This window comes from Saccharopolyspora spinosa NRRL 18395, assembly GCF_000194155.1.
Lineage (GTDB): Bacteria > Actinomycetota > Actinomycetes > Mycobacteriales > Pseudonocardiaceae > Saccharopolyspora > Saccharopolyspora spinosa.
On the sequence record NZ_GL877878.1, the window covers coordinates 3,495,678 to 3,522,515 of the forward strand.

General features: G+C 67.3%; 23 protein-coding genes. 12 read left to right on the plus strand and 11 right to left on the minus strand.

The annotated features are described in order from the left end of the window. Positions 1-9 precede the first annotated feature (9 nt). A complete protein-coding gene (locus SSPN_RS51235; protein ID WP_237710573.1) occupies positions 10-525 on the minus strand; it encodes a reverse transcriptase domain-containing protein in 516 nt (171 codons plus the stop codon). A 12-nt stretch (positions 526-537) separates the two neighbouring features. Between SSPN_RS51235 and SSPN_RS59870 the strand changes: the two genes are divergently transcribed. The 3 genes from SSPN_RS59870 to SSPN_RS0117175 all read left to right on the plus strand — a co-directional run bounded on the left by SSPN_RS59870 (position 538) and on the right by SSPN_RS0117175 (position 2,191). Continuing rightward, a complete protein-coding gene (locus SSPN_RS59870) occupies positions 538-864 on the plus strand; it encodes a hypothetical protein (protein WP_237710574.1) in 327 nt (108 codons plus the stop codon). A gap of 90 nt (positions 865-954) precedes the next feature. Then, positions 955-1,107, plus strand: coding sequence for a hypothetical protein (locus tag SSPN_RS59875; RefSeq protein WP_237710575.1), 153 nt, complete (start codon positions 955-957; stop codon positions 1,105-1,107). Positions 1,108-1,477: 370 nt separating this feature from the next. Further along, positions 1,478-2,191, plus strand: coding sequence for a hypothetical protein (locus SSPN_RS0117175; protein ID WP_010696438.1), 714 nt, complete (start codon positions 1,478-1,480; stop codon positions 2,189-2,191). 243 nt (positions 2,192-2,434) lie between these two features. Here SSPN_RS0117175 and SSPN_RS0117180 read toward each other — a convergent pair whose 3' ends face one another. Further along, entirely contained in the window at positions 2,435-3,526 is a 1,092-nt protein-coding gene (locus tag SSPN_RS0117180; protein ID WP_029535431.1) for a hypothetical protein, read from the minus strand. A 221-nt stretch (positions 3,527-3,747) separates the two neighbouring features. Here SSPN_RS0117180 and SSPN_RS0117185 point away from each other — a divergent pair, with 221 nt between their 5' ends. After that, positions 3,748-5,040 carry a C39 family peptidase gene (locus SSPN_RS0117185; protein ID WP_010696443.1) on the plus strand — a complete coding sequence of 431 codons (1,293 nt, stop codon included), beginning with the start codon at positions 3,748-3,750 and terminating at the stop codon, positions 5,038-5,040. Between the two features lie 415 nt (positions 5,041-5,455). Beyond that, positions 5,456-5,719 (plus strand): hypothetical protein, encoded by a 264-nt coding sequence (locus tag SSPN_RS0117190; RefSeq protein WP_143539564.1) that lies wholly within the window; start codon positions 5,456-5,458, stop codon positions 5,717-5,719. 616 nt (positions 5,720-6,335) lie between these two features. On the opposite strand, the gene SSPN_RS59880 is transcribed toward SSPN_RS0117190, so the two are convergent. Further along, the gene (locus tag SSPN_RS59880; protein WP_170121555.1) at positions 6,336-6,797 is read right to left on the minus strand and encodes a hypothetical protein; all 462 of its coding nucleotides are present in this window, start codon (positions 6,795-6,797) and stop codon (positions 6,336-6,338) included. 256 nt (positions 6,798-7,053) lie between these two features. Here SSPN_RS59880 and SSPN_RS59885 point away from each other — a divergent pair, with 256 nt between their 5' ends. The 4 genes from SSPN_RS59885 to SSPN_RS59890 all read left to right on the plus strand — a co-directional run bounded on the left by SSPN_RS59885 (position 7,054) and on the right by SSPN_RS59890 (position 13,717). After that, positions 7,054-7,293, plus strand: coding sequence for a C40 family peptidase (locus tag SSPN_RS59885; RefSeq protein WP_010696455.1), 240 nt, complete (start codon positions 7,054-7,056; stop codon positions 7,291-7,293). Positions 7,294-7,440: 147 nt separating this feature from the next. Next, a complete protein-coding gene (locus tag SSPN_RS0117215; RefSeq protein WP_010696458.1) occupies positions 7,441-9,834 on the plus strand; it encodes a heavy metal translocating P-type ATPase in 2,394 nt (797 codons plus the stop codon). 293 nt (positions 9,835-10,127) lie between these two features. Continuing rightward, positions 10,128-11,723: an MFS transporter gene (locus tag SSPN_RS0117220; RefSeq protein ID WP_010696459.1), complete on the plus strand. Its 1,596-nt coding sequence runs from the start codon at positions 10,128-10,130 to the stop codon at positions 11,721-11,723. Between the two features lie 209 nt (positions 11,724-11,932). Continuing rightward, the gene (locus SSPN_RS59890) at positions 11,933-13,717 is read left to right on the plus strand and encodes a DUF1015 family protein (RefSeq protein ID WP_337466336.1); all 1,785 of its coding nucleotides are present in this window, start codon (positions 11,933-11,935) and stop codon (positions 13,715-13,717) included. Positions 13,718-13,992: 275 nt separating this feature from the next. Here the strand turns inward: SSPN_RS59890 and SSPN_RS54900 are convergent, their stop codons facing one another. From SSPN_RS54900 to SSPN_RS0117260, 4 genes are all read right to left on the minus strand, one after another. Then, positions 13,993-15,210, minus strand: a complete 1,218-nt coding sequence (locus SSPN_RS54900; protein ID WP_148271983.1) for a class I SAM-dependent methyltransferase — start codon at positions 15,208-15,210, stop codon at positions 13,993-13,995. 553 nt (positions 15,211-15,763) lie between these two features. Then, a complete protein-coding gene (locus tag SSPN_RS0117250) occupies positions 15,764-16,645 on the minus strand; it encodes a 1-aminocyclopropane-1-carboxylate deaminase/D-cysteine desulfhydrase (protein ID WP_237710576.1) in 882 nt (293 codons plus the stop codon). A gap of 222 nt (positions 16,646-16,867) precedes the next feature. Then, the gene (katG, locus tag SSPN_RS0117255) at positions 16,868-19,093 is read right to left on the minus strand and encodes a catalase/peroxidase HPI (RefSeq protein ID WP_010696469.1); all 2,226 of its coding nucleotides are present in this window, start codon (positions 19,091-19,093) and stop codon (positions 16,868-16,870) included. A 19-nt stretch (positions 19,094-19,112) separates the two neighbouring features. Then, complete coding sequence (locus SSPN_RS0117260; protein ID WP_010696471.1) at positions 19,113-19,556, minus strand: Fur family transcriptional regulator; 444 nt, start codon at positions 19,554-19,556, stop codon at positions 19,113-19,115. A 456-nt stretch (positions 19,557-20,012) separates the two neighbouring features. Here SSPN_RS0117260 and SSPN_RS0117265 point away from each other — a divergent pair, with 456 nt between their 5' ends. The 3 genes from SSPN_RS0117265 to SSPN_RS0117275 all read left to right on the plus strand — a co-directional run bounded on the left by SSPN_RS0117265 (position 20,013) and on the right by SSPN_RS0117275 (position 22,738). Beyond that, entirely contained in the window at positions 20,013-20,432 is a 420-nt protein-coding gene (locus SSPN_RS0117265; RefSeq protein WP_010696473.1) for a YciI family protein, read from the plus strand. A gap of 15 nt (positions 20,433-20,447) precedes the next feature. Beyond that, the gene (locus SSPN_RS0117270; RefSeq protein WP_010696475.1) at positions 20,448-21,734 is read left to right on the plus strand and encodes an RNA polymerase sigma factor; all 1,287 of its coding nucleotides are present in this window, start codon (positions 20,448-20,450) and stop codon (positions 21,732-21,734) included. A gap of 107 nt (positions 21,735-21,841) precedes the next feature. Beyond that, entirely contained in the window at positions 21,842-22,738 is an 897-nt protein-coding gene (locus tag SSPN_RS0117275; protein WP_010696477.1) for a LysR family transcriptional regulator, read from the plus strand. Positions 22,739-22,814: 76 nt separating this feature from the next. On the opposite strand, the gene SSPN_RS0117280 is transcribed toward SSPN_RS0117275, so the two are convergent. Genes SSPN_RS0117280 through SSPN_RS0117295 form a run of 4 tightly spaced genes read right to left on the minus strand, consistent with a single transcriptional unit; the run spans position 22,815 to position 26,818 of the window. After that, entirely contained in the window at positions 22,815-23,663 is an 849-nt protein-coding gene (locus SSPN_RS0117280; protein WP_010696479.1) for a carbohydrate ABC transporter permease, read from the minus strand. Beyond that, positions 23,653-24,606, minus strand: a complete 954-nt coding sequence (locus SSPN_RS0117285) for a carbohydrate ABC transporter permease (RefSeq protein WP_010696481.1) — start codon at positions 24,604-24,606, stop codon at positions 23,653-23,655. The genes SSPN_RS0117280 and SSPN_RS0117285 overlap by 11 nt, the downstream gene beginning before the upstream one ends. After that, positions 24,603-25,451, minus strand: a complete 849-nt coding sequence (locus tag SSPN_RS0117290; RefSeq protein WP_010696483.1) for a metallophosphoesterase — start codon at positions 25,449-25,451, stop codon at positions 24,603-24,605. Before SSPN_RS0117290 ends, SSPN_RS0117285 begins: the two co-directional genes overlap by 4 nt. Further along, positions 25,448-26,818 carry an ABC transporter substrate-binding protein gene (locus tag SSPN_RS0117295; protein WP_010696485.1) on the minus strand — a complete coding sequence of 457 codons (1,371 nt, stop codon included), beginning with the start codon at positions 26,816-26,818 and terminating at the stop codon, positions 25,448-25,450. Before SSPN_RS0117295 ends, SSPN_RS0117290 begins: the two co-directional genes overlap by 4 nt. Between the last annotated feature and the right edge of the window lie 20 nt (positions 26,819-26,838).

Here is a 26,838-nt window from a genome sequence, read left to right on the forward strand (position 1 = left end):
ACGGCTCTGCTACTGGTGCTCATCGAGCACCGACAAGGCGATGTTGGCCAACAACGGAGACAAGATCCCGCCCTGAGGTGTGCCGGTGTGGGTGTTCTCGCGGTCGCAGAGTTCGGCGAGAACCCTGGCCTTGAGGAACGCCTTCACCAGTGCCAGCACGCGTTTATCCTTGACCCGTGCACGGACCCGGTCCATCAGAGCGACGTGGTCGATCTCGTCGAGACACGCCGCGATGTCCGCCTCCAACACCCACCGGTAGCCTCGGCTGCCAAAGTGGGGGATCTCCGCAATCACGTCCTGCGCTCGCCGCTTGGGCCGAAACCCGTAGGAGACCGGCTTAAAGTCAGCCTCGAAGATCGGTTCCAGCACCAGTTTGAACGCGGCCTGAACGACCCGGTCGGCGACCGTGGGAAAATGGTGTCTCGCTTCGGCTGGATGACCCTCGGGACTCAGGCTGTCGATCGGATGGAGGTCGCCGCCGAGAATGCTGGCGACCCGGATTTGCTGGCTCATGCCGCGCAGCAACGTTCACTGCTCTTGCTCTCGTACGCTGCGTACGACACCGGCGAAACTTTGGTCGGCCGGTCGCTCGACCTGCTCGACGGGCGGCCGGACACTGAGCCAGTTCTCGCGCTTCGGGGCTCTGCTCACCTGCGCGGCGCCATTCTGTGTGCACGTAACAACGACGCAGACAGCGCACGTAAGCACATCGCCGAAGCTCGCTCGATCGGCGCGAAGATCGGCCACACGTCCTCCGCCTATGACACAGGTTTCGGCCCTGGCAACGTCGAAATCCACGATGTCGCGGTCTCGCTTGAGATCGGAGATCCGGGCCGTGCCGCGCGCGATGGCTCAGCGTTGTAAATTCCCGCAGACGTACACGCGACGCGAGTTGGTCATCATTGGCAAGACGTTGCTCGGGCGTGGGTGCTGTCCGGGGAGCATTCCAAAGCAATGCAAGCGCTGAACAAGGCTCGGCAGGTGGCTCCGCAGCAGACGCGTTATCACCCGCAGGTACATGAGACCGCACGTGCGATCGCGCTCGCGGAACGTCGGAAGTCCGACCGCATCGCCAACTTCACCGCGTGGCTGGGGCTCAAGGTCTGACGGCCTGGTGGCACCGCGCTCCCGCTACAGGCGGGGGCTTTCCGTGTAGGGACGACACCGATCGGATCGGGTGCTTCACATGACGAAGTGTCGTGGAGCGCTAGCGCGTTACTCGGGCGAGCTTCGACCCGGCGATGTCGTCGAAGGCACGAGTGTGCCCGGTTCCATGCCGGGCCAACGACGCGCCCCCTCTACAAGGACCCACACAGCAATACCAAGAGCCCTTTTTCTCGCGATCAGGCCGGCGATCGACTGGGCGGCCGCAGCGGCATAGCACGCTGGGCAAGTCAAGCCGCACACCGCGTGAACTACCGTGAGATTTCACTCAGCGGGGTCAGCGGTCGGCGCAGGTGTGCCAGGGTCTGGGCTCATGCGGATAGCTGAGCTGGCCACGTGGATCTGCGCAGGCCTGGCGATCGTGGCCGTCGGGCTCGCCGGCTGGCAGCTCTGGCTGGCCCGCCTCGCGGCCCGCCAAGCAACAGAACGAGCGGAAACTCTCCGCCGCTTGGCGGACGCCGCCGAAAGCCACGCCGCGAAGGCAGCAGGAGCTGCCCGAACCGCACAGGCACAGGCCGAACGCGCTTGGGAACAGGTCAAGCTGGCCAACGGCCAGCTCGAGGAGGCGCGGGAGGAGCGCCGAGCCACCACGCAGACGGAACAGTGGGAATGGGCGTACTCGGTGACTACGGCTGCCAGAGAGCTCGTCGACACCAGCCAGGAACTGATCCGCAGCGCCCTGGACACCCACGTGGCCCCGCACCACCGCGTTGCCGCCGAACGGTACTACCGACAAACCGCTCGGCGTTGGCAGGAAACGATGATCAAGGCGGTAGCACGCACATCTCCACCCCTGGAAGTGCAGCAGCAGTTCGTCACGTTCGTCGACGTGCACCAACGCCTGCACGGCAACCTCGGCGTGCTCCTACGCGCCGTCGAAACGAACACGCTCTCCGACGGCGACGCGCTGACCAAGCAGATCTTGGGTCTGCGCCACGAGATGAACAATGCGCACCGGAACCTGCAGCGGACCATCAGCGCGAGCCTGACCGCCCCGGACGCCCCAACCCAGCAGATCACCGCCTGACCACCGCCACACCGTGGCACGGTCAGACCGGTCGCGACGTGGCGGCGATCCGAGCTCTTAGCGGCAATCCGCTGGTGGCGAACACGAACGCCTTGCGTCGTTCGCCCTTCCGGAGCGACCCGGACGAACGAGCGCAGCCGTGGGTGGAACTTCGCCAAGAAGATTCGGGGTCGGGCCCAAGACCACACCAAGGAATGGGACCCCTCCCCGGGGCCGTTCGGCTCCCGAGCGTCCGGGCGGCCGTCAGCTACCGCTCACGGCCGCGAAGGGCTGGGGCTTGTACGAGTCGCCCGAGCTGCCAGTCCCGACCAGGCGCCCATCCGGAAGTTCGCCTCCGTTGCCGAGGGCGCCTTCCTGCGGTCCGTCAACGCGTTGCCACGAAGTGCCGTCATACCGCAGCAGCTCGTGGGTGCCGAGGTCCCACAGCGCGCCGCCGGCCTGCACGAGCTTCCCGAGGCCTCCAGTCGGCACGGGAGCCTGCTGCCGGTTCCACTCCGCACCGTCCCAGTGCATCAAGATCGGTTGACCAGCGTCAGGGTTGTCGTAGGTCGCTTGGGTAGCCGAGATCCAGACGTCATCCGGCCGGTAGGCCGCGACGTCGTGCACGGTGAGAAAACCCGAGTCCCCTGTTTCCACCGGTGGCACCTGCACGTGGCTCCACTGCGTGCCATCCCAGTGCATCGAAACGATCTGCGACGGCCGCTCAACGGTCGTTCCGGCCATCCAGAGGTCATCCGGCGCGGCGCCGCCGACGGTGGAGAAGTTCTGGTCGTCGGCGGCGGGTGGCAGCGGTACTGCCCGCCACCCTCCGCCGTCCCAACGCACGGCGAAGCTGCGCGCGAGCGGGGCGTCGCCGTCGCGAAATGCATTCCCAACAGCCCAGACATCGGGGCCGACGGCCGTGACGTCGTGGGGAGAGATGCGCGGAGCGCCGGGCACCTCCAGCGGCACCTCGGTCCACGTCCTGCCGTCCCAATGCATTGTCGCGCCACGGCTGACCTTGGTGAACTGACTGACCGCCCACGCGTTGTCCGGATCGGTCACGGCAGAGGCGACGATCTGGCCGATGTCCGGAACCTGCACCTCCACCCAGCGTCCGGTCTCCTCACGGCGGAACGCCTGCGCGGTGATCGATGTCGGCGAACCGGGCCGGCTGTAGCTGCCGAACGCCCAGGTCGCCCCGCCACCGCTGGACACGGTGCTCACATACGAGGCCATCTCCGGTCTGGCCGGGAACTCCTCACGAGTCCAAGTGCCCTGAGCCAACGCTGTGCCCGCCACGCCCACGACCACGGCCAGCGCCGTGGCGACGGTTGCTCCGGTTCTTCTCGACATCGCTACCTCTCGGCCGGTGAACTCCTTTCTCCAACAGACGCGGAACCAGTCGATCAGGTTGCTAACGACGAGCGTGCCAACCCGCCCACTCGACGAACGCGGCTCAGCAGCGGTTCCCGGTGCACGCGGGACATCAAATCGCCGGTGGAGGCGCGGAAATCTATACTGCGAACCGATCGAGAAGAACCGCCGTCCGGCGGCGAGGCCGATGAGGGGTCGGCATGCGCACTTCCAGATCGATCCACCGCAGCGCCCTCACCGTAATCATCGGCGCACTGGCGCTGACGATGTCCGCCTGCGCTCAACCGGCACATGCTCCGGAACAGCCCGCCATCGACTACCACCAATGGCACTCCGCCGACGATTTCCAGTCGGGCACCGCCGAGGGCGTGCGCATTGGCGGAGCGGGCATCCAGATCGACGAACCCATCGGCACCGCCGCGCATCCCGCACCCGATGGGCGGGCGCGCGACTACGACTACGCGCTGTGGACGTCCCCGCTGCAGGCAACGGGGTTCGGGACGACCCAGTTGGTCGCCTCGTGGAACGCGGCGACACCGCCCGGCACCTGGCTGCGTCTCGAAATGCGGGGGCGGACCAACACCGGTGCGCAAACCGGCTGGTACGTCATGGGCGAATGGGCGTCGGGTGATGCCGACATCCACCGCACGAGCCTCGCCGGGCAGTCCGACGTCCACGGAACCGTCAACGTGGACACCTTCACCACGAGTCCCGGGACGACCCTGTCCGGCTATCAGCTCCGCGCCACCCTCTACCGCGCCGTTGGCACACCGGCCTCCCCCTCGGTGTCGATGCTGGGCGCGATGACCTCGAGGATCCCGGACCGGTTCGGAGTTCCCACCTCCGGTCCCGGCGGCGCATGGGGCATCGAACTCCCAGTACCGCGATACTCCCAGAACGTCCACAGCGGACACTTCCCGCAGTACGGCGGCGGCGGTGAGGCTTGGTGCAGCCCCACATCGACGGAAATGGTCGTCGAGTACTGGGGAAAACGGCCATCCGAGCAGGACCTGGCCTGGATCGGTCCACAACACCCGGATCCCGCCGTCGACCACGCCGCGCGCCAGACGTTCGACTACGCCTACGACGGCACCGGGAACTGGTCCTTCAACGCCGCCTACGCCGCCACCCACGGGTTGGAAGCGCACATCACCCGCCTGCACTCGCTGGCCGACGCGGAACCCTACATCCGCAGCGGCATCCCATTGATCACGTCGCAGTCATTCGCCGCCGACGAACTCGACGGCGCGGGCTACGACACCGACGGCCACCTCATGGTCATAGTCGGATTCACCACGAACGGGGACGTCATCGCCAACGATCCGGCTTCGTCCGACGACGCCGCCGTGCGCAACGTCTACCCCCGCGCCCAGTTCGAGAACGTCTGGCTGCGCACGAAGCGCCGGGACGCCACCGGAGCGGTGGTCGACGCTTCCGGCGGCATCGCCTACATCATCACGCCGCCCCGATTCCCCCTGCCAGCCGCGCCCTGACGGCCCGAACTCCGCGAGTCTTCGTCGCTACCCAGGTCCCCGAAACCCGCAGCACGACTCTCGAGGAGTTCGAAGACGAGATCCGCGCCCGCTACTCGTGATCAGGAAGACCAGCCCCGAGCCCGTCGTGGTCGCACCAGCTGTTGCGGCGTGCGCCGCGAATACACCGGCGGCCCTCCCCCTGAAGAGGGACACCTCCTGGCATGATCCACATCCTCGTCCTACCTGGTTGGACCTCGTCGACACATCCGTCCACCCCGCCCGTCCGCTAGCCCCGCGCACTACTCAGGCCAAATGCGAGGGCAGCATGAGTAGTTCACCCCGTGCTCGGCTCCGGTGTTGGCCGTCACAGTGGATAGCGCGGCCGAAACAGTTCGACCCACCAGACATCTGCCGACGAAATCGGGGTGTGACCATGTCCCAGCTCACCCAGCGCTCCCAGACCACATCACTGGCTTCCTGCCTCTTGGACGAACTTGATCGCCGCGCGAAGCTGGCCGAGCTCTGCATGAACCACGCGCTCGAACAGCAGTGCTGGGACCTCGTGCAGCGGCACCACCGCGAACTGCTGGTCGTCCGAGCGGAAATCCGTCGGCGCCTGGACGCCCTAGAGGACTTCCCCGGCCACGTCGGATCGCGCCTGGACGAGTGGACCGACGACACGGTCGGCACCTGCTGAGGGCCGACAGATCAGACAAGACGCTCGCCCCTTCGCGGCACCTGCGCCGCGAAGGGGCCGTCGTGGTCCTTCCCCGCCGAAACACGGGGTGTGGCTTTGACACCTAAAACGCCTGGCGGCGAAGCCCCCATCCACGATTTTCCAATGCCCGAGAACGAGTTCGTGCGCCATGCGAACGGCACGATCGAGGAGGGTGAGCGGACCGAGGCGCACCCGTGCGGCCCGCGTCGATTCCGCCGGAACGTCAAGGTCGTTCGTTCACCTGGCGTGACCTTGGCCGGAGGCGGTTAGCGTTGCGAAAAAATCAGTTGCCCGAAAGGCACGCCGCGCCCTAGCCTCCTTCGTACACAGGAAAGGAGGTGGTCCAACGTTGAATATCAACAGGACTTGTGAGGTGGCTGTCCGCTAGGACCGCCCACGGCACTCCAGCCGACCCGAGTCGTCATGATCCGGCAGGATCTGACGCGGGCATGCGGTCGGCGAATACCAGGCAGCTACCCGGCCCCGGAGCCCCGAACTGCGTCCGGTTCGGCCTGTACGGACAAACCGACAGGAATCGGCTCCGGGGTTGCTGCTTCTTCGGTCGGGGTTGCCATTCGCGAAGACCCGGTCGAGCTCAGGATGCGGTCGGGGTCTGGCGCCGACGTTCACTTGGCCGAAGTCCCAGCGGCACCTGTTGGAGCCGTGCTCGCACGTCACCGACCGGCGGTGGCATGTGTGCACGCCGCCAGGTTCCGGCAAGACCCTCGTGGGGCTCGAACTGGCCCGCCGCCTCGGCGAACGCACGCTCGTCCTGTCGCCCACCACGGCCATCCGCAACAAGTGGCGCGGCTCCGTCGGGCTGTTCGGCGATGATCCGGACACCTTCGCCAGCACCGACCTGGAAGATGGTCCGGCGCGGTTGTACTCGGTCACCTACCAGTTGTTGGGCAATCCCGGCGAGGCCGAGCAGGAACTGCGCGCAGCCGCCCGCCCGCTGTGGTCGGCCGAGATCACCGCGGACGTCGGAACGCGCGGCGGCGGACCGGATCAGCACCGTGGAGCGGGACGATCCGGCGCGCGCCAAATGAGAACTCAACCGGCACGTGCGTGCGCTGCGCCGGTCGTTGGGCATGGGAGAGCACACCGACCTCAGCGCGTAACAGGCAACCGACGAAGCGGCGCGGCTCCTGGGCGAGGTCCGGCAGCGCAAGAAGGATCTCGACGGGCAGATCAAGGAGGTTCGCCGGGCGCTCAACGGACTCGACGACTCCGACCGGAAACGCCTGCAGCGGCCGGACACCGGCTCCTACCTTGGTCCGCCCGGCGCGGCCGACACCGCGCTGCAAGCCGCGTTGTCCAAGCGCGGCTCGGAGTACGAATGGGGTTCGAAGGGGCCGACGCCATTCGACTGCTCAGGTCTGACGCAGTGGGCCTACAAGCAGGCGGGAATCTCGATCCCGCCGAGCAGCAGGACACAGTGGACGGTAGGACGACCGGCGCCGAAGGAACAGCTGCAGCCCGGCGATCTCGTCTTCTACGGCGACGGCACCGGAAATCCGTTCCAGATCCGCGCCCGCCGGATCGTCGGCTGATTTTCAGGAACGGTCCGCACGGCGGAAGGCTGCAGCGATATCACGGTAAACTCCGCCGTTCGTCCGCCGCCAACGGTGGCGGGGCAGGGGCCGGCCGCGTGGACACGACAGCGAGCTCGGTCGACACTGGTCGACGGGGGTATTCCAGTGAACGGCACACACCTGCACGGACGCAAGGAGTCCAGCACTGCCGTGTTGGACGTGCGCGGGCTGCTGTGGGCCTCTGAGCAGAATGTCATCGCCGCCCGGTTGGGGCGGCAGCACGGGGTCCGCAGCATCGAGGTCAACCCGGTGGCCCAGACGGCGACAGTCGTTTTCGACCCGTCCCGCACGAATGTGGGCGACCTGCGCCGTTGGGTGCGGGACTGCGGCTACCACTGCGCAGGCCAATCCGTACCGCACCACATCTGCGACCCGATGCAAGAACCTGACCCGCCCAGTCAGGATGCGCACGCAGGAACTGCCGTCCTACCGGAAGAAGACCATGCCGCCGCGGAGGCGCGCTCACCGCACGAAGCGATGGGGCACGGCGGCCACGGGGGCACGTCGATGGCGGAAATGGTCGCCGACATGCGCGACCGGTTCCTGGTGGCGCTGTTGTTCTCGATCCCGATCGTGATCTGGTCCCCGATCGGGACCGAGGTCTTCGGGCTGCACGTGCCTACGCCGTTCGGGCTGCGGCAGGACGTGTGGGCGTTGCTGCTGAGCCTGCCGGTGATCTCCTACTCCTGCTGGATCTTCTTCGACGGCGCCGTCCGGGCGCTGCGGGCCCGCACCTTGGACATGATGGTGCTGGTCGCGGTGGCCATCGGGGCGGGCTGGCTGTACTCACTGGTGATCACGCTCACCGGCGGCGGGGAGGTCTTCTACGAGGCGGCCACCGTGCTCGCCGCGTTCGTGCTGCTCGGACACTGGTTCGAGATGCGGGCGCGCGGCGGCGCGAACGACGCGATCCGGACCTTGCTCGACCTCGCCCCGCCCAAGGCCCTGGTCCTGCGGGACGGGGAACCCGTTGAAGTGCCGACCGCCGAGATCGAAGTGCGCGATCTGCTGCTGGTCCGCCCGGGCGCCAAGATCGCCGTCGACGGTGTGGTCATCGACGGCGACAGCGAGGTCGACGAGTCGATGGTCACCGGAGAAAGCCTGCCCGTGCACAAGTCCCCCGGTGTCGAGGTCGTCGGGGCGACGATCAACATCAACGGCACCTTGCGGGTGCAGGCCACCAAAGTCGGCGCCGACACTGCTCTGGCACAGATCGTGAAGCTCGTCCAGGAGGCGCAGAACTCCAAGGCTCCCTGGCAGAAACTGGCCGACCGGGCGGCGTTCTGGCTAGTGTTCGTGGCCCTGCTCGGCGGTGCCGCCACCCTGACCGCATGGCTGCTCTCGGGAAGCACGTTCAGCGTCGCGATCCTGTTCGCCATCACCGTCGTGGTCATCACCTGCCCCGACGCACTCGGCCTGGCCACCCCAACCGCGATCATGGTCGGTACCGGACTCGGCGCGAAGCGGGGCGTGCTGTTCAAGAATGCGGTCGCCGTCGAAACCGCGGCCCGCATCGAGGTGGTGGTGTTAGACAAGACCGGCACCTTGACCAAGGGCGAGCCCGAGGTCACCGACGTGATCACCGATGGCCGCGACCAGGACGAATTGCTGCGCCTGGTCGCCGCGGTGGAACACGAATCCGAGCATCCTCTCGCCGACGCCATCGTCCGCCACGCGGAACGACGGGGCCTGGACAGCGTGCTCGCCGAGGAGTTCGAGAACGTCCCCGGTCACGGCGCCATCGCCCGGGTGGCGAACCGGCGCGTGGTGGTCGGCAACCAGCGCCTCATCCAGCGCGAGGACATCGACCTGGGGATGCTGGCCGAACGCCGCGAACGGCTGGCCGGTTCCGGTCGCACCGTCGTCATCGCAGCCCTCGACGGACGCGCGGCCGGGCTGATTGGCATCGCCGACGCGCCTCGGGAAACCTCGACGGCCGCCATCGCCGAGCTCCACGCCCTGGGTGCCGAGGTCGTCATGCTCACCGGGGACAACCAGGCGACTGCGCAGCGGATCGCGGGGCGGTTGGACATCGACGCCGTCATCGCCGACGTGCTCCCGAGCGACAAAGCGTTCAAGATCGCCGAGCTGCAGCGCACCGGCCGCAGGGTGGCGATGGTCGGCGACGGGGTGAACGACGCGCCCGCACTGGCCCAGGCAGACCTCGGGATCGCCATCGGCGCCGGGACCGATGTGGCCATCGAAACCGCGGAAGTCGTCCTGATGCGGTCCGACCCCCTCGACGTCCCAACGGCACTGCGCATCGGCCGGGGCACTCTGCGGAAGATGCGTCAGAACCTGGGCTGGGCGATCGGCTACAACGCGATCGCCCTCCCCATCGCCGCAGGCGTCTTCGAACCCACGTTCGGGCTCATGCTCCGCCCCGAGATCGCCGCCCTGTCGATGTCGGGCTCCAGCGTCATCGTCGCCGTCAACGCCTTGGCGCTCAAGGGGCTGCGCCTGCCGGTCCGCAGACCGGCCGAGCCCCGCGGAAAGTAGGAGCCCGGACGCACGTCGAACGAACGGCCGACTCCGATCCGCGGTGTTTCGACTATTCACCGTAGTGGCGATCGACACGAGACCGGAATCCCACGGCATCCGGCCAATCGGGCCACTATTGAAGTTAGTAAATCGCTTCGACGGGAGCCCGTCAGACGGATGTCCACACCGGCCGCAACACGATAAACGGGTTACTGCACGACCGCGATTTGGCGCTGCGTTGTGCCGCTGGCGACGATCAAGCGGTCAGCAGCCGCGCTGCCGAAACGTCGTCCTCCGCAGAGGATGGCCGTATGCAGGTGAGGAGAGGCACCAGCGGCGGGACGGTGCTGGGAACTCTGGCAGTCGGGCAGTTCCTGATGACGCTGGACACCTCGGTGATGAACGTGTCCATCGCGACGGTCGCCGAGGACGTCGGTACGACGGTGAGCGGCATCCAGACCGCCATCACGCTCTACGCCCTGGTCATGGCGATGTTCATGATCACCGGCGGCAAGATCGGCACGCTGATCGGCCGACGCCGTGCGTTCACCGCCGGCTGCGTGATCTACGGGTGCGGCTCCCTGACCACCTCGCTCGCCCCCGGCCTGGGAGTGCTGATCCTCGGTTGGTCGTTGCTGGAAGGGCTGGGCGCCGTGCTCATCATGCCGGCGATCGTCGCGCTCGTGGCGGCGAACTTCCCGCAGGCCCAGCGCCCGCGGGCGTACGGGCTCGTGGCGTCCGCCGGCGCGATAGCCGTAGCCGTGGGGCCGCTCATCGGTGGCCTCGTGACCACGTACTTCTCGTGGCGGTGGGTCTTCGCCGGTGAGGTCGTGATCGTGATAGTGATCCTTCTCCTCGCGCGCCGCGTGGAGGACGCACCGCCGCACCGCCGCCAGGTACTCGATCTTGTGGGCACCGCGCTGTCCGCTGCGGGCCTCGGGCTGGTCGTCTACGCGGTGTTGCGTTCGAGCAGCTGGGGATGGGTGGCACCCAAGCCGGACACACCGGCTCTGCTGGGCATCTCCGCCACCATCTGGCTGATCTTGGCAGGCGGGCTCGTGTTCTGGGTGTTTCTCGCCTGGGAGCGCAGGCGCGTGACGCACGGCCTCGAGCCGCTCGTCGACCCCGCGATGCTGCGCAATCGGCAGCTTCGTGGAGGGCTGGCGATCTTCTTCTTCCAGTTCCTCCTGCAGGCCGGACTGTTCTTCATCGTTCCCCTGTTCCTGTCCGTTTCGCTCGGACTCACCGCCCTGCAGACCGGCGTGCGGCTCCTGCCGCTGTCGATAACCCTGCTCATCGCCGCGGTCGGCATCCCGAAGGCATGGCCGGATGCGTCACCACGTCGTGTGGTGCAGTGGGGCCTGTTCGCCCTCTTCGGCGGGCTGGTGGCGTTGCTGGCGGCACTCGAGCTCGGCGCAGGTCCCGAAATCACGACCGTGCCCATGCTGTTGGCCGGGCTCGGCATCGGCTCGCTAGCCTCGCAGTTGGGTAGCGTGACCGTTTCCGCAGTCCCGGACGAACGGACCGGCGAGGTCGGTGGCCTCCAAAACACCTCCACGAACCTCGGCGTGTCGGTCGGCACCGCGCTGGCCGGTTCGGTGCTCATCGCCGCCTTGACCATGTCGTTCCTGCAGGGCATCGGCCAGAACCCGAGCGTGCCACCTCAGGTGACCTCCCAAGCCACGGTCGAGCTCGTCAGCGGTGTCCCTTTCCTGTCCGACGCCGACCTGGAACAGGCCCTCGCGACGACCGGATTACCGTCCAGCACCGTTTCCGCGATCGTGGCGGAGAACGCCGCCGCGCGGGTACAGGCTCTGCGCGCGGCCGACGCGGTGCTCGCAGTCATCGCTGGGATCTCGCTCTTTTTCACGCGCCTCATCCCGAACAAACAACCGGCACGTTCCTGAGTCGGATCCCGCGCCGGGATCCCGGATCAGATCGGCACTCCCCGGATCCGGAAACTCCTGGGGTTGCCGGGGAACTCCGACCGCAAAAGGGGGGCAGAGTTCATGACTCATGATTCCTGAGCCTGGTCGGCTCGTTCTGGTGGGACAAGCACCACGACCGCACGGTCCGACCCGTTCGTACCTTCGCGATCGCCGCCGGCGGATGCGCCGTGAGCATCGCGGCCCTCAGCCTCCCCCTGGATCCCGTCGCCCTGATCCCGCTGCGCGTGGTGCATGGGTTCTGCTTCGCCGCACGCGCACAGTCGCTGTTCCTGCACTTCAGCAGACATGCTCCGGAGGAGTGCAGGAGTTCCTCCGTCGGCGCGGCCAGCAGCTTCCTCCTCATCGGTCAATCCGCAGGCCCGCTGCTCGCGGGACCGCTGGTCGGCCTGATGCCGGTCGCCGCCGCCGTTCTCGTGATGACCACCGCACGCGCGATCGCGGGCCTGTTCGCGCTCGCCTCGGCACAGCGAGAGAATTCCGCTGACGATGCGGAGCTCGACGAAGAAGCGGACGCCGAGGAGACGACCCAATTGCCAGTAGTCGGCGCGATGAACCCAGCCCGCCCAAGCACCAACGGGGTCGGCCTAGCCCCCTTCCGCGGTTGGCGCGTCGCGCCTGAGCGTCTGCGAGATCTGGCCGGGCGCTACGCCACGCCCTGGGATCAACATGCCGGTGCCTGGGACGGGTCGGCGGAGGAAGCAGCGAGCGTCCTGCGGTCCTGGCAACGAAGCGGCGCGCTGGTGCGCGAGCCCGCCCGCGCCCTGTACGCCTACGAACAGACCGGGCCGCGCGGGGCCCAGCGCGGGCTGCTCGCGGCCGTCCACCTGGACAGCCGCCTGTTGCCGCACGAGGACGTCATTCCCAGTCGCGCCAACGGTATTGGCCGGGTCCTGGAGGTCGGTCGGCTGAACCTCGAGCCCTTGCTGCTGGGCTACTCGGGCGGTGGGCGCACCGCAGCACACCTCGATGCAGCGACCCGGCGCACGCCGGCGTCGGAAGTCCTCGCCTCGGACGGACAACGGCACCGGTTGTGGCGCATCACTGACCAAGCGGCGCACTCTGACATCACGACCGAGCTCAGCCGCATCCCGGCTTTCCTCGCCGACGGGCACCATCGTTGGGTCGCGGCCCGGCAGCTCCGCCGCTGCCTCCACGCCGATGGTCGCGGCGCGGGCCCGTGGGACTACATCTCCGGCTTGCTCGTCGACGTCCAGCGCAGCCCGATGGCGCTTTCCCCGGTCCACCGCCTCCTGCCGCACGTCAATCCGACAGCAGCCCTGAACTCGGCGGCGACCCGGTTCCGGATAGCCAGGTTGCGGGGCGGCCTCATCGAATGGTTGCGCGTGCTCCGGCAAAACGCCCAGCACGCAATCGCCTTCGTGCTGGTGACCGGGCGCGAAGCGTTCCTGCTGCCTGCTGATCGACCCGCACCAGGCTTTCGTGGCCGAAGAACTGCGCCGGGTTCCAGCGGCACTTCGCCGGATGCAGCTCACCGTCCTGCACGCAGCTGTGATCGAAACGCTTTGGGGTGTACCGGATTCGCCCGAGGACGTCCACTACGAGGACAGCCCAACCAGGGCGGTGCGCCAGGTCCAGGAGTTCGGTGGCATCGCCGTGCTGGTCGCGCCACCGCGGCAGGCGGATCTCCAGAACGCCGCCACGGCGGGCTTGAGGCTGCCGCGCAAGTCGACTTCGTTCGGCCCCAAGCCGCACCCCGGTCTCGTCCTCCGTCTCCTCGACGAGGACTGACTCCCGTTCACGCAACGTGTAAAAACGTTCCGCGAGCCGACACCTTACGGTGCCGCGACGTTGGCCAGCGCCCGTCCGGCGCTGGTCTTGCCGTGGCGATACCCGCCGCCAGCACATTGCTGATCTTACACGTATTTCACGTGCGTGGAACAACTCGGCTGCTCCTACACCAAAATCCCACCCACCCTCGGAGTCAGCGCTAAACGTGCCGCACCCGACTCGACAATTGGCAACACGCGGGCGCCTGGTCCGGGATCGAACGCGCCGTTCAAAACAGCGACCACATCTGCCAACTATGCGCCGAAGTCAACACCGCTCCGGCCTGAACTATCGGGGGTATCCGTTTCAACCTCCCATCAGCAGCGCTCTGATCAGGCGTTATAGGGCATTGTGGACCCGAGCCGACGGATCTACTCCCGGCGGGTACGAGGCGGCGTCTGGACCGCACCCAAGTCTTGGACGCCGTCACCTGGCAGTCTCACGCCATCAATCGGGCTGCGGTGTACGCGGAGGGAGCGTCCACCGGTTCATTTCTGCGGGCAGGGTCGGCGAACGTCTCCAGGTGTTGGAACCTGGCGGCGTTGAGATGGTTGTGGAGCTCTCCAGGGCTGATCACGCGGCGGCGGATCACGTCGGTGGAGGTGCGCCCGTCGTCCAACAGCCAGTGCCGATGCAGGGTCGAGATCTGGTTCTGCGGATTCCACTCGTAGCGAATCGTGACCGTGCCGTGCACGCTGGCTGTGTCAACGCGACTGGTCCGCGCAGCGCCAGTGGCGGGTGGCTGAATCGGAGTGAACAGGACGAGCAGGCCGCCTGGATGCAGGTGCGCGGCGAACGTGGCCAAGGCGTCGCCGATCTCATCATCGGTGTGCAGGTAGGCCAGCGAGTTGCCCAGACAGGCCACCACGTCAGCACTTCCCAGCAGGCCAGTCAGCCGGGCTGTTCGCATGTCCCCGATGCGCAGGTCAAGATCGGGGTGACGTAGGCGAGCATGAGCGATCATGGCAGGTTGCAGATCAACACCGACGCGGCTTACCCCAGACGTGGCCATTCGCTGGAGATCGGCTGCCGTGCCACACCCGAACTCCACCACGGTGGTGGCATCGGGCACGTAGTCGGCTATCAGGTCTTCGACGGCGCGAACTGCGGTACCGGAGGGGTCTGTCTGAACTTCGTCGTACCACTCTGGGCACCGGTAAAGCAGATTGCTGGAGGTGAGATCGGTCGGGTTCACGGTCGCTCCGGGGGTTACTGCTGGCACGGGTGAACTAGTAGTGAGGCTGCGTAGGCCAAGTTCGACGGTGAGCGTGTCACACAACAGGCTCGGTACCTGTCCATGCTGTTCCGCCTCCTTAACGGCCTCAGTGAGAGCAGCCGGATCGACATGACCGTTGTCTGCCAACAGCATTCCCTCGCGCAGGAGGCGGCGCAGCAGCGGCAGGCCGTAGCGTCGTAGCCCGTGCTGCATGAGGTCACGGAAAGGTTCGGGGCGCTTCGGATGCGTCACCAGAGCGGGAAGCCCAGCACGTTGCAGCAGTGCACGGAACAGGGCCTTCCCGGATCGCCACGAGGTGGGTAGTTGCTCGGTGAAGCGCACCAGGTCGGGTGTAGCCAGGGGAGCTACAGGCCATAGTCCGACAGTGAGGTAACTGGGGTTGTGGATGGCGAAACCGGTCAGCGTCGGCAAGGGCAGCACGGAGACGGGGGCACCGCCGGTGTCGGTGTCTCCGAGTACCGCGCGGGTCCGGTACCCCAGCCACGGAACCGGTGGCGGGGTTTCCGGCTGATTGATTCTCGCGGTCGCCATTTACATTCGGAGAAGCAGGGTTTAGCGGCATCTGGCACAGTCGCTATGCCTACCCGAGTACCGGCCGGAATGGAGAATTTACCGACGAACACTATGTAGTGTTGCGCCAGGAGGGAAACAGACTTATTGCCCAGAACGTGCCACACAGCACTGGGTCACGCCTTCAACTTGAGCTAGCCTTAAAAAATCCCGTAGCCACCGGGACCTGGCACGAAACGACGTCGCCCACAGGATACTACAAGGGAGCTTCATACTATGGCGCACTACAACTCATTATCGACCCTAGCGGACGACAAATGCGCGGCATGTGGCTGGGATTCGGTCGTGACTTTTCAGTCAATAGCGGCGAATGGGAATTGACTTGACAAGAGGCGGACACCGGAAAGAATGCGCAACGCGCTTACCATCGACGCGTATAAGACGTCGAACGCCTACGACATGGTTAGCCCGTGACGACAGCAACCAACGTCGAGCCCCGCGAAAACCTTCCCATCTCCACCAATGAAAAGATTCCGTACATCATCTTCGCGACGTATATCCAGTCAAGGCGCAACTTATGGCTGCGTTCGAAAGAATCAATAAAATCATCCAGCTCATGGTTACGGCGAGCATAGCCGCCCATGTGAAACTCGCATTCTATCGACCAATTGCCCGTGTCTCCGCCAAAGGCTCGCCTTTGGAGGCTGGCTATGTCATTGCGCAAGAAATCCCCACCCTTTAGAGCCGAGAAACCCAGCGCACGCTGGCCCGGCTTGAGCCCTGCCGCTATCCCCGCCAATGTCCCACCCGTTCCGCACGCACAACATATTACATCAAAATTGATTCCTATCTCATGCGGCAGTTCCTTGCAACCCGCCAGCGCGAGCTCATTGCTGCCCCCTTCCGGTATCAAGTAGAATTCACCGAACGTATCGCGAAGCTCATTGAGCACTTCTGGCGAAGTCTTATTGCGGTAGCTGGCACGATCTAGATACGAGAGGCGCATTCCCATGCTGGCGGCATAATCCAGCGAAGGATTGAGCGGAAGATGTTCTTCGCCTCGAATGATCCCGATAGTGCGGAAATCAAAATAGTGCCCAACCGCCGCCGTGGCGCGGATGTGATTCGAATAGGCTCCGCCGAAGGTAAGCAAGCTCGTCGCGTTCTGTTCTTTGGCGGCTGCAATATTGTACTTTAGTTTACGCCATTTGTTGCCAGGGATATCAGGGTGAATAAGGTCGTCACGTTTGATGTACAGGCGAATGCCGCACCGATCCAACGTCTCGTCTCGCAACTCAACGAGAGGCGACGGAACCCGCACGGCGAAGTCGTTGATCCCTGCCACGGAGCGAGCATACCCGCGAGGCATCGGCGAGATAGGTGGAAGAGGCTGCAAGCAGCCTGACGGTGAACAGCGAGACCGCAGCAGAACCGAACACCAGCAGCCCCAGAAGTTGTCTACAGAAGCGAGACCCCGCCCTCGGATAACTACAGGGACGGGGTCTCGCCAGCCCTCAGGGCTGAATGCACGCGACCCGCTCGGCGCGGGCCGACCTGCACGTCGGGATCAGACGAGGTCGAACCGGTCGAGGTTCATCACCTTGTCCCACGCCGCGACGAAGTCGCGCACGAACTTCTCCTTCGCGTCGTCGCTCGCGTAGACCTCGGCGAGCGCGCGCAGCTCCGAGTTCGAGCCGAAGACGAGGTCGGCGCGGCTGCCGGTCCACTTGACCTCGCCCGAGGCGTCGCGAGCCTCGAAGGTCTGCGCTTCTTCCGACGTCGATTTCCACGTGATGCCCAGGTCGAGCAGGTTCACGAAGAAGTCGTTGGTCAGTTGCCCCGGGGTGTCGGTGAGGACACCGAGTTCCGAGGAGTAGTTCGCGCCGAGGACCCGCAGACCACCGACGAGCACAGTCGTCTCGGGCGCGCTCAGCGTGAGCAGGTTCGCCTTGTCCAGCAGCAGGTACTCGGCCGGGAGCCGGCTGCCCTTGCCCAGGTAGTTGCGGAACCCGTCCGCGGCGGGCTCCAGCGCGACGAAGGACTCCGCGTCGGTCTGCTCCGACGAGGCGTCGACGCGGCCCGGCGTGAACGGCACCTCGACCTCGTGGCCGGCGGCCTTGGCGGCCTGCTCGACGGCCGCGCACCCACCGAGCACGATCAGGTCGGCCAGCGAGACCTTCTTGCCCCCGGTCTGGGCGGCGTTGAACGACTCCTGGATGCCCTCCAGGGTGCTCAGCACCCTCGCGAGCTGGTCGGGGTTGTTGACTTCCCAACCCTTCTGCGGATCCAGGCGGATCCGCGCGCCGTTGGCGCCACCGCGCTTGTCGCTGCCGCGGAACGTCGAGGCCGACGCCCACGCGGCGGAGACCAGCTGCGAGATGTCCAGACCCGAGTCGAGGATCTTGGCCTTCAGGTCGGCGATGTCCTCGGCACCGATGAGCTCATGGTCGACCGCCGGGAGCGGGTCCTGCCACAGCAGGGTCTCCTCCGGCACCTCCGGGCCGAGGTAGAGCGACTTCGGCCCCAGGTCCCGGTGGGTCAGCTTGAACCACGCCCGGGCGAAGGCGTCCGCGAACTCTTCGGGGTTCTCCATGAACCGCCGCGCGATCGGCTCGTAGATCGGGTCGTACCGGAGCGCGAGGTCGGTCGTCAGCATGCTCGGCGCGATCCGCTTCGACGAGTCGTGGGCGTGCGGCACCGTGCCTTCGCCCGCGCCGCCCTTCGGCTTCCACTGCTTCGCGCCGGCCGGGCTTTCGGTCAGCTCCCACTCGAAACTGAAGAGGTTCCAGAGGAAGTTGGTGCTCCACCTCGTCGGCGTCGAGGTCCAGGTGACCTCGAGACCGCTGGTGATGGTGTCCGCTCCGTTTCCGGCGCCGAAGGAGTTCTTCCAGCCCAGGCCCTGCTCCGCCAGCGGGGCGGCCTCGGGGTCGGCCGCGAGGTTGCTGTCGGGCGCCGCGCCGTGGGTCTTGCCGAAGGTGTGACCACCGGCGATCAGCGCGACCGTCTCCTCGTCGTTCATCGCCATGCGGCCGAACGTCTCGCGGATGTCGCGGGCCGAGGCGATCGGGTCCGGGTTGCCGTTCGGGCCCTCCGGGTTGACGTAGATGAGGCCCATCTGGACCGCCGCCAGCGGCTTTTCGAGGTCCCGGTCACCGGTGTAGCGCTCGTCGCCGAGCCACGTGGTCTCGGGGCCCCAGTACACGTCCTCGTCGGGCTCCCAGACGTCCTCGCGACCACCGGCGAAGCCGAAAGTCTCGAAGCCCATCGACTCCAGGGCGACGTTGCCGGCCAGGATCAGCAAGTCGGCCCACGAGATGTTCTGCCCGTACTTCTTCTTGACCGGCCACAGCAGGCGGCGGGCCTTGTCGAGGTTGACGTTGTCCGGCCAGCTGTTCAGGGGCGCGAAGCGCTGCTGACCGGCACCGGCACCACCGCGGCCGTCGCTGATGCGGTACGTGCCCGCGCTGTGCCACGCCATCCGGATGATCAGCGGACCGTAGTGCCCGAAGTCGGCCGGCCACCAGTCCTGCGAGGTCGTCAGCACCTCTTCGATGTCCCGCTTGACGGCGGGCAGGTCGAGGGCCTTGAACGCCTCGGCGTAGTTGAACTCCTCGCCCAGCGGGTTGGCCACCGGCGGGTTCTTCGCGAGGATCTTCACGTTGAGCCGGTTCGGCCACCACTGGCGGTTTCCGCCGCCTTCGGTCGGGTGCGGGGCGCGTCCGTGCGCGACCGGGCACTGGCCTGCGCTCTCCTCCTGCGCCTCGCCAACAACGGGGTCAGTGCTGTCAGTCACGGGAATCCTTTCGGGCTCATCAGCGGGTTTTTTCCGGAACTGGCTCGGGGGAACAGGCCGGGCACAGTCCCCAGTAGATGACCTCGGCCTCGTCGATCGTGAAGCCGTGGGCATCGGAGGCAGTCAAGCAGGGCGCGGCTCCCACAGCGCAGTCGACGTCGACGATGACGCCGCACGACCGGCATGCCAGGTGGTGGTGGTTGTCCCCGATCCGCGCCTCATAGCGGGCCAAGGACCCCATCGGCTGGATGCGACGCAGCAAACCCGCGGCGGTCAGCGCGCGCAGCACGTCGTAGACGGCCTGGTGGGACACCTTGGGAAGATCTTTGCGCACGGCACCGATGATCGATTCCGTGTCAGCGTGCGGGTGATCATGCACCGCAGACAGCACTGCCACCCGAGGACGGGTCACTCGCAGTGAAACCCCGCGCAGCAGGTGCTCGAGGTCCGCAGTCGTTGGCACGCGCCGCAGTCTGGCCCATTTTCTTGAATTAATCAAGAGTGGAGCGAGGCTCATCCCGCACGCGCGTCCGAATCGTGATTCCGGGGCCCCCACAGGTCGCCCCAGCCGAAGCCTGCGCGGGATGTGGGGTGCGTCCATGAACGCGGTGACGTCCAAAGCCGAGGGCGGGCCCCTGGACAGCGCGTGACGAACCCGCCGACAGCACAGCCCCCGCTCCGGGGTCTTGAAGTCCTACCTGGTGGCGCAGGACGATTTCGAGGCGCCGCACCGACCCGTGCAGCCAGCGGGTACCAGCAGGCATGACCCATGATCACCGGACTTCCGCGGATGACGAGTCGTACGCTGCCGGAAACTCTCGCAAGAAATTCTACGGGTGTGTCGATCCACGACATCATCCGTTCGACCTAGGGGTGAGAGGGTCCGAGAAGGACCCGGACGGCCCAGGGAGCCAGAACCATGAAGTACATGCTGATCATGCGCGCCAACGACGAGGCCTACGCGGGGATGGCGGACGTTGATTTCAACGAGATGCTCGAGACCGTCGGCAAGTACAACGATGAGATGATCCGGGCCGGCGTGCTGGTCGCCGCGGAGGGACTCGACGACGCCGCCGAAGGCGTTGTCGTCGACTACTCCTCCGAGCCGCCCGTGGTCACCGACGGCCCGTACGGCGAGACCAAAGAACTGTTCGGCGGGTTCTACATCCTCAACGTGGCGTCGAAAGAGGAGGCCATCGAGTGGGCCAAGCGGTCGCCGATGACCGGCCCGGGCTTCAAAACGGAGATCCGCCGGGTCGCCACGATCGACGAGTTCCCGCAGGACAACGAGTGGATCAAACGAGAGCGGGCGTGGCGCGAAGCCACCGGCCAGCTCTGAGCGGGTCGAAGGGCGATGGCCGATCCCACCGGCCGTGAGGCAGTCGCCGCCGTCTGGCGGATCGAGTCCGCGCGGATCGTCGGTGCACTCGCGCGGTACACCGGCGATTTCGCGCTGGCCGAGGACTTCGCCCAAGAAGCGCTGGCCGAAGCGCTCGTGACCTGGCCGCGCGACGGCGTACCCCGAAACCCCGCAGGGTGGTTGCTCGCCGTCGGCCGGCGTCGCGCGATCGACGCTTTCCGCCGGCGCTCCGCCCTCGACGAGAGGTACGCCGCCCTGGCCCACAACCTCGGCGAGGGCGGCGTCGCCTCGGGCAGCGGACTCGCCGATCCGGCCCGGGATCCCGAGGACGTGCTGTGGGATCCGGACCAGATCGACGACGACGTGCTCGCGCTGGTGTTCATCTCCTGCCACCCCGTGCTGTCGCGGGAGGCGAGGGTGGCACTCACCTTGCGGGTGGTCGGCGGTCTGACAAGCGACGAGATCGCCAAGGCGTTCCTCGTTCCGACAGCGACCGTGCAGGCCCGGATCACCCGGGCGAAGAAGACCCTCGGGGCGGCCCGGGTGCCGTTCGAGGTGCCACCGGCCGAGGAGCGGGCCGAGCGGCTCGGCTCGGTGCTCAGCGTCGTCTACCTGATCTTCACCGAAGGCTCCTCGGCCAGCTCCGGCGACCACCTGCTGCGACTCGACCTGGCTGGCGAGGCGCAGCGCCTCGCGCGTGTGCTGGCCCGGCTGGTGCCGAACGAACCCGAGGTCCACGGCCTGCTGGCGCTGCTCGAACTGACCGCGGCGCGCTTCCCCGCCCGCACCGGACCGGACGGCGAGCCGGTGCTGCTGGAGCAGCAGGACCGCCGCCGCTGGGACAGCGCCGCGATCCGCCGGGGACGAACCGCCCTGGCCCGCGCGGCGCAGGTCGGCCGGGGGCTGGGCGCCTACGGTTTGCAGGCGGCGATCGCCGAGTGCCATGCCGTCGCTCCGTCCGTCGACGAGACGAACTGGGAACGCATCGTGCTCATCTACGAGGCTCTGGGCAGGCTCGCGCCGTCACCGGTGGTCGACCTGAACCGAGCGGTGGCGGTCTTCATGGCTCGGGGACCGGCTGCAGCGCTGCCGATCGTGGACGAGCTGGTGGCCGCTGATGTGCTGTCGAACTCGCATCTGCTGCCGAGCGTTCGCGGAGAACTGCTCGCCCGCATGGGACGCTCCGACGAGGCGCGCACCGAACTGGAACTCGCAGTGCGGATGTGCGGCAACGAACGCGAAAGGGCGGTGCTGGAGCGCAAGCTCGCCGACCTCGGCTGACCGGGCCGGAGACGGCGATCGGCGCCAATCCACCACTGCCCGTCGCCCGCTGTTCATCCGTCGCTCTCCAGCGCCCGATAGCGTGGCGGCACCCAGGGAGGTCAGGCGTGGAACTGCGGCATCTCGTCTCATTTCTAGCTATCGCCGAAGAACTGCACTTCGGCCGGGCCGCGGCGCGGCTGCACCTGGCGCAGCCGTCGCTGAGCCAGCACCTGCAGCGGCTCGAACGCTCGGTCGGGGTGGCGCTGGTAGCTCGGAACTCGCACGAGGTCCGGCTCACCCCCGCCGGGGAAACCTTCCGCGAACTCGCGCAGGACATCGTCGCCAGGGCGGAGCGGGCGGGGCAGGCCGCGCGTGCGGCCGCTGCCGGTCGGGCCGGCACTGTCCGGGTCGGGTACAACTTCCCCGCCGGGCAACGGATCCTGCCCGCCACGCTGACCGCGTTGCACAGCCGCCACCCGGCGATCGACGTGACCATGTTCGAGATGCGGACCGGCCCGCAGCTGGCGGCACTCGCCGACGGGCGGCTGGACGTCGCGATGGTGTACGGCAAGCCGGCGGCGACCAACCTCACCAGCCGCCTGCTGCTGCGCGTACCGCTGGTCGCCGTGGTCGGCCGGGAACACCGCTGGGCCGGTCTCGACCGGGTGCCCTTCGGCGAGCTCGCCGGGGAACCCTGCGTGCTGTTCAACCGGGAGCAGTCGTCGGCCATGTACGACACGATCTTCTCCGCCGCCCGGACCAGCGGAATCCAGCTCACCGTCGCCGAAGAGGTCGACGACCCGGGTGCGACGGCCATCCTCGCCGCGGTCAAGCCGGTTGTCGGCTTCGCCTCGGCGCTGCGGGGCCGGCTCACCGACGTCCGCTCCCCCGGCGCGCGCACCACCACCGTCCCGCTGGTCGACCCCGTACCCATCCTCGATCTCCACGCCGTCTGGCCCACCGAGCACGGCCCGCTCGTGAACGCGTTCCTGGAATGCCTTCCCCCCGGTGCGGTGGAGTGAGGATTCATCTGCAGGCGACGTGCTCCGCAACTGGCGACCCGATGGCAGAACCCGCTGCCGCGTCGTGTTCGCAGCGTCATTTCAGGCCGGATCGCACGAACGCGTTCACGATGTGTCGTTGCAGCACCAGGTAGAGCGCGAACACCGGAAGGCAGGTCAGTCCCGCAGTGGCCATCAGCGGTCCCCACTCGTTGCCCTCCGTGCCGAGGAAGCTGCGCAGGCCGAGCTGCACCACCGCGTTGCTGCGCTGCAGCACCATAGCCGGCCAGAAGTACTCGTTCCACGCCGTGATGACCAGCAGGATGCCCAGCGCCGCAAGCACCGGGCGCAGCGAAGGCACCACGACCGTCCACAATGAACTCCAAGATGACCGGCCGTCCATCCGCGCCGCGTCGAGCAGCTCCTTCGGGAAGTTCTTGAGGTGCTCCCGCAGCAGCAGCACGCCCAATGCCGAGCACAGCGTCGGGATGATCACCCCGGCCAGCGTCTCCAACAGGCCCAACCGGGCCAGCAGCACGTAGTTGGGCAGCATGGTCGCTTGGAACGGCACCAGCCAGGTGCCCACGAACATCAGGTGCAGCAGCCGCTGGAACGGGAACGACCAGGCCGCGAAGGCATAAGCGGCGAGCAGCGCGATCAGCAGCTGCCCCAGCGCGCTGAGCACGGCCACGATCGCGGTGTTCAGCAGCATCCCGGCGAGGTCGATCTTGCCGAGCGCGTCGGCGTAATTGCCGGTGGACAGCGGCCACGGCAGCACCGACAGCTGGTAGACATCGCCGGGAGCGCGCAACGACGTGGCGTAGAGCCAGTAGATCGGGAACACGCAGAACAAGCCGAGCAACCCGAGGGCGGAGTGGCCCAGGGCCCGCTGCGCCGGGCTGCGTGCGCCGACCGGCTCGTCGTTCGGGCTGCGTTCAGTCGTCATGATGGCTCAACCGATCCGCCAGGCTCGCCAGCAATGCGGCGAGCACGATGAATCCCAGGAAGAAGATGATCCCGGCCGCTGCGGCCAACCCCGCGTCGTGGCTGCGGAACCCGTACTCCCACAGCAGGTAGTAGACGTTGGTGGTGGCGCCGACCGGGCCTCCTTGGGTGAGGGTGTCGATCAGCGGGAAGGTCCACTGCGCGGACAGCAACACCGTCATCAGCACCAGGAAGGCCAGCGTCGGCGAGAGCAGCGGCAGTGTGACCCACCGCGTGACCTGCCCGCGCGAGGCTCCGTCGACCTGCGCCGCTGCCGCGTAGTCCGGGTTGATCCCGGTCAGCCCGGCGGAGACGACCAGCGCGGCAAACCCGACCAAATGCCACCCAGTGATCACGATGATGACCAACTGCGCGGTCCCGGTGGTGTTGATCCAGTTCAGCTCGGTTCCGAGCAGCCGGTTGACCACACCGGCGGTCGGATCGAGCAACCACTGCCAGACCGCGGCCCCGGCGACCGGCGCGACGAGCATCGGCGCGAACACCAGGCCGCGGTAGACAGCCGCGGCGCGGCCGCGCACATGACGGGTCAGCAACCCCACGACGGTCGGGATCAGCACGGTGAACGGCAGCATCCCGGCGATCACCGCGAAGGTGCGCAGCACCGATTCGCCCAACTCCGGCGTGGTGAGCAGGCGAACGTAGTTCGCGAACCCGACTTCCCGCATGGGCGAGGTCGGCACGAGGTTCCAGGATTGCGCCGACAGGTACGCCGTCTGCGCGAGCGGCTGGTAGGTCCACAACACGAGCAGCGCGACGGCAGGCGCCAAGTAGAGGTACGGCGGTGCGATCCGCCGCACCCGGCTCCACGCCGACCGGCGTGGGGCGGGCGCAGCCTCCGCGCCCGCCGCACTCGGCGAGGAGACCTCCACGAAAGTGCCGGTCACCAGGCCCCCACCACTTCGTGCACCATCCGCAGGCGCTCGGCCGCGTCCACGTCGTAGACCTGGTCAGCCGTGGACAGCGGGACCGCGGTGGCCACGATCTGGTCGCCGAACACGTCGATGCGGCTGAACCCGGCGTCCGCTCCGGCGCGCAGCCGGCCCCTGGGCGGGACCGCGGCCACGCCGTAGGCGAGTGCTGGGCCCACCCAAACCGGGATTCCGGCCAGCGCACCGCACCCGGTGTGGTGCGCGTGCCCGCTCACGATCAGCCTCACATCGGTGCCCCTGAGCACCTCGGCCAGCCGGTCCGCGCCGCGCAACCGGAGCAGGTGCACCGTCGGCACCGGCGAGGGCAGTGGCGGGTGGTGGCTGACCAGGACGGTGCCCGAGGGGGCCGAGGTGGCCAGCACGCCAGCCAGCCAGTCCAGTTGCGCGTCCGACAGGTGACCATCGTGGTGGCCGGGCTCACTGCTGTCCACCGCCACCACCCGAAGACCGTCCACCGTGGACACCGAGTCGCAGTCGCCCGTCGCGGGATGCTGGTCGAGCAGCTCGGCGCGGAACGCCGCGCGCTCGTCGTGGTTTCCCATCGCATAGACGATTTCGGCGCCGAGCCGGCGTGCGGCAGGCGCGACGATGCTGCGCAGCCTGCGGTACGCCGCCGGGTCTCCGTCGTCGGCGAGGTCACCCGTGAGCAGCAGCGCCGCCACGTCGGCCTCGGAGTTCTCGACCATCTCGACGGCCGTGGTCAGGTTCGCCGTTGTGTCGACGACACCGTGCATCAAGCCGTCCGCCGGCCGCAGGTGGGTGTCGCTGAGCTGCACGAGCGTGAGGTCTGGTCGGGTCATCTGCCACCACCCGGCAGCAGCTTGGACACCTCGGCCTGCTTGGCCCGCAGCGCGGTCGCGGCGTCCGCGCCTTGGAACACCGAGCTCTCGACTGCCTCCATCATGCCGTCGCGAATCTGCAGGTAGTTGGGGCCGGGCATGGACACCCACGGTTCCATGTTGGCCAGCTGCGTCAGGTTCGGCTTCAGGTAGGGGTTCTTGTCGGCCCACGACTTGAGCCCGTTCGGATCGTCGACAAGTCCGGTGCGCAGCGGCAGGTAACCGATCTTGCTCGCGATCTTGGTGTAGGCCTGCTCGCTGGTCAGGAACTTCATCAGTTCCCAGCTGGCCCGCTGCTTCTCGGGCGAGTGCGAGAACACGAACAGCGCCGCGCCCGAGTTGGTCGGCACCGTCGGCTTGCCCTGGAACCCCGGCATCGGGGCCGCTCCCAGCCGCCACTTCCCAGCGGCGCCCTTGAGGAAGTTGCCCTGCGTGGCGCTGGATTCGAGGATCATGCCCAGCTCCCCGCGGGCGAAGGCATCCACCGCCTGCATCTGGGTGCGGTTGGGCATCGCGCCGGAGCGCACCATGTTCTGCATGCTCTGCACGGCCTCGACCGCGGGCGCCTCAGCGAAGGAGAGGGAACTACGGTCCTGGGCGATCACCCGGCCGCCGTTGGAACGCACCAGTGCCTGGAAGCACCAGTCCTTGGACGCCTTGGTCATGCAGTCGACGTAGGCACCGTCCTTGCCGGTGTGCTCCTTGACTGCCAGCGCCGCCTGCTGCACCTCGTCCCAGGTCGCCGGCGGTCTTGCCGGGTCCAGCCCGGCGGCGGCGAAGAGGTCCTGGTTGACGTAGAGCGTCGGGGTGGAGAAAACGAACGGAACGCCGTAGGTCTTGCCGTTCCAGTCGCCGAGTGCCCGCGCGGTCGGGGCGTACGGGTGTCGCGATCCGTCGAAGTTCCGCTGCACCTCGTCCTTGCCGACCAGATCGTCCAGCGGCGCGGCACCGAGCTGGTTGACGGCGAAGTCCAGGTCGCTGAAGCCGAGCTGCGCCACGTCCGGCGGCTTACCCGCGGTCAGCTGGCTCTGCAGGCTGGGAATCGTGTCCGTGGCCGGGTTCGAGCTGTTGCCCTGGGGCTTCTGCGCGGTCACCGTGATGTTCGGATGGGTCTTCTGGAACTCGTCGATCAGCTCGTTGAAGGTGTCGGTCCAGGCGCCGGCCTGGCCGAAGTTGTAGCTCTCGAAGACGATCGAGACCTTCTGGTCGGGGGCCAGCTCCGGAGCCCGGCCCACCGCCGTCGGGGTGTCGGTGGTGCCGAGCCCGCAGCCGGCGGCGGCCAGCAAGAGAGCCGTCGCCGCGCCCGCTGCGGCGAGGGACTTTTTCATCGGATTCTCCTTGTTCTGAT

Excerpts from the sequence above, each read along its gene's own strand:
- SSPN_RS59875 (WP_237710575.1), top strand. The coding sequence starts at position 955 with ATGCAAGCGCTGAACAAGGCTCGGCAGGTGGCTCCGCAGCAGACGCGT.
- SSPN_RS0117175 (WP_010696438.1), top strand. The coding sequence starts at position 1,478 with ATGCGGATAGCTGAGCTGGCCACGTGGATCTGCGCAGGCCTGGCGATC.
- SSPN_RS0117180 (WP_029535431.1), bottom strand. The coding sequence starts at position 3,526 with ATGTCGAGAAGAACCGGAGCAACCGTCGCCACGGCGCTGGCCGTGGTC.
- SSPN_RS0117185 (WP_010696443.1), top strand. The coding sequence starts at position 3,748 with ATGCGCACTTCCAGATCGATCCACCGCAGCGCCCTCACCGTAATCATC.
- SSPN_RS0117190 (WP_143539564.1), top strand. The coding sequence starts at position 5,456 with ATGTCCCAGCTCACCCAGCGCTCCCAGACCACATCACTGGCTTCCTGC.
- SSPN_RS0117220 (WP_010696459.1), top strand. The coding sequence starts at position 10,128 with ATGCAGGTGAGGAGAGGCACCAGCGGCGGGACGGTGCTGGGAACTCTG.
- SSPN_RS0117265 (WP_010696473.1), top strand. The coding sequence starts at position 20,013 with ATGAAGTACATGCTGATCATGCGCGCCAACGACGAGGCCTACGCGGGG.
- SSPN_RS0117270 (WP_010696475.1), top strand. The coding sequence starts at position 20,448 with ATGGCCGATCCCACCGGCCGTGAGGCAGTCGCCGCCGTCTGGCGGATC.
- SSPN_RS0117280 (WP_010696479.1), bottom strand. The coding sequence starts at position 23,663 with ATGACGACTGAACGCAGCCCGAACGACGAGCCGGTCGGCGCACGCAGC.
- SSPN_RS0117290 (WP_010696483.1), bottom strand. The coding sequence starts at position 25,451 with ATGACCCGACCAGACCTCACGCTCGTGCAGCTCAGCGACACCCACCTG.
- SSPN_RS0117295 (WP_010696485.1), bottom strand. The coding sequence starts at position 26,818 with ATGAAAAAGTCCCTCGCCGCAGCGGGCGCGGCGACGGCTCTCTTGCTG.